Raw genomic sequence first — 2,287 nt, forward strand, 5'->3', positions numbered from 1 at the left:
TGACGTTTTTGCTGGGCGGGCTATCGGGGGTGATGTTGGCCAGCCCGCCGATCGACTTCCACGTCACCGACACCTACTTCCTGGTTGCGCACTTCCACTATGTGTTGTTCGGCACCATCGTGTTTGCCACCTTCGGCGGCATCTACTTCTGGTTCCCGAAGATGACCGGCAGGCTGCTGGATGAGCGGCTGGGCAAGCTGCACTTCTGGCTGACGTTAATCGGTTTTCACACCACGTTTTTGGTGCAGCACTGGCTGGGCAACATGGGCATGCCGCGCCGCTACGCCGATTACCTGCCCACCGATGGCTTCCAGGCGCTCAACGTCGTCTCCACCGTCGGCGCGTTCATCCTTGGCGCGTCGATGGTGCCGTTCATGTGGAACGTGTTCAAAAGCTGGCGCTACGGCGAGGTGGTCACCGTCGACGACCCGTGGGGGTATGGCAACTCCCTGGAGTGGGCGACCAGTTGCCCGCCGCCGCGGCACAACTTCACCGAACTGCCCCGAATCCGTTCGGAGCGCCCGGCGTTCGAACTGCACTACCCGCACATGGTCGAACGGCTGCGCGCCGAGGCATACCTTGGCCGCCACAGCGACGCCAGCGAGACTGAAACCGCTGCGGCAGGCAGCGGGACCGGTCGCAGCTGAGTGTCCCAGGCGTGGGCCCGAGAATGTTTGAGACCCGCAGTGCCTGACACCGTCGCCGAGCCGGCGATGCACGATACTGCCCCTCGGCAAAGAGTGTTGGGCGCCGTCATCGTCATTATCGCCGTCGCTAGCGCAGGTCTCATTGCTGTTCCACCGAATGCCACCTCGGTGGCCAGCCTACGAGCCGTTGATGTTGGGCTGACCGGTAGCGGCGCCGTGGATTTGCCGCTCGGCGCAGCAAGGAATTCAGGCAGCAGTCGGCGACCTAGTCGACATCGGCGCGTTCTGAACGAGACCCGATCGACGACGCCCCGGAAACCTTCGACACGGCACGGCCAGGACCGATCGACGAGATACCCGGCTGGGTATAAGTTATACTTCATCGGCCTGTACCGCCCAGGTGCCTGAGGAGGTGGTAGTGATCCGTAAAGTGGAACGGCCTTTGCGGTTGATCAGGAGTTGTCTCGCGCTCAGCACACCCGCCGAGGAACTGCGATGACCTCGATCGACCTCTACGTCGACCCGGTATGCCCGTTCGCGTGGGTGACGTCGCGCTGGTTGCTGGATGCGGCCACCGCCAGTGGGCACAGTGCCGCGCTGCGGCAGATGAGCCTGGCGGTGCTTAACGACGGTCGCGATGTGGCGCCCGCGCAGCGTGCCAAACTCGAGTCGTCGCGTCGTGTGGGCCGGGTCTTCGCCGCTGCGACGGCCGAAGGCGGTCCCGGCGCATTCGGCAATCTCTACGAAGCCTTGGGTGCGCTGGTGCACAACGGCGCCGGGGACATGGCTGACAGCTCGGTCAAAGAGGCGCTGGCGGTGACGAACTCCAGTCCCGCGCTGGCCGGCGCACTCGACGACCCGGCGTGGGATGATGCCGTGCACGCAGCGCATCAACGCAGTCAGGACGCGCTGGGCGGCAGTGGCGGCAGCCCGATCATCGCCGTCGACGGCACGGGATTTTTCGGGCCGGTGCTGACGCGCCTCCCGGCTCGAGATGCCGCCATCGCGCTGCTTGACGCGGTGCTGACAGCGGCGTCGACGCCCGGATTCGCCGTCCTGCAACGTCCCTACCAGGGCCCGCCATCGACGGCCGATGCGAAACGCCGCTGAATGTGCCATGCCGTTCGGTGCCGAATCTGCGGCCTGGTGACCTGGTCGGGCTGCGGCCGGCACGTCGGCGAAGTGAAGGCTCAAATACCGCCGTCCCCGTGGTGCGACGGTCACCCTGAACCGAAACCGTTCCCTTGGCCGCGGCGATAGCCCACCCCAGCGCGCGATGGCGGGCATATGCCCTACCGGGTATCATCGCTGGTGTGCGGATTGTGCGGATTTCAATTTTGCGTGCTTGAGACCTGGAGGTGTGAATTCCCATGCAGATCAATCAATGTACGGCCCCGCTTGAGCAGGGAGCGTTCGGGATGCCACGGTTGCAAGGATGGACACTGGAGCGGGCTATCCACCTGCTGGCGGGGTCCGTCGTGCTGGTGACGCTCGCCCTGGGACGCGAGCATTCATCCCGCTGGAGAATCCTCACCGGTTTCGTAGGAGCTAACCTGCTGCTCGACGCGGCGGTGGGCTGGTGTCCAACAAGCGTTCTGCTGCATCGACTTGGCGTTCCTACTGCGACCGAGCGGGTGCTT

Annotated in this window: 3 protein-coding genes; all 3 read left to right on the forward strand. The window is 64.8% G+C overall.

Translation table 11 applies throughout. The features are described from left to right. Positions 1-647 (forward strand): cytochrome c oxidase subunit I (locus AC2VON_RS06355; RefSeq protein ID WP_486952182.1); only part of this gene is annotated, 647 nt, incomplete at its 5' end. A 495-nt stretch (positions 648-1,142) separates the two neighbouring features. Next, positions 1,143-1,757 carry a mycothiol-dependent nitroreductase Rv2466c family protein gene (locus AC2VON_RS06360; RefSeq protein WP_486952183.1) on the forward strand — a complete coding sequence of 205 codons (615 nt, stop codon included), beginning with the start codon at positions 1,143-1,145 and terminating at the stop codon, positions 1,755-1,757. A 308-nt stretch (positions 1,758-2,065) separates the two neighbouring features. After that, on the forward strand, positions 2,066-2,287 hold a 222-nt coding region (locus AC2VON_RS06365), incomplete at its 3' end, for a YgaP family membrane protein (RefSeq protein ID WP_486952184.1).

It is taken from the genome of Mycobacterium sp. TH-M82, assembly GCF_057473605.1.

What these genes read in the sequence shown, in the direction of transcription:
- AC2VON_RS06360 (WP_486952183.1), top strand. Translation starts at nt 1,143, where the DNA reads ATGACCTCGATCGACCTCTACGTCGACCCGGTATGCCCGTTCGCGTGG.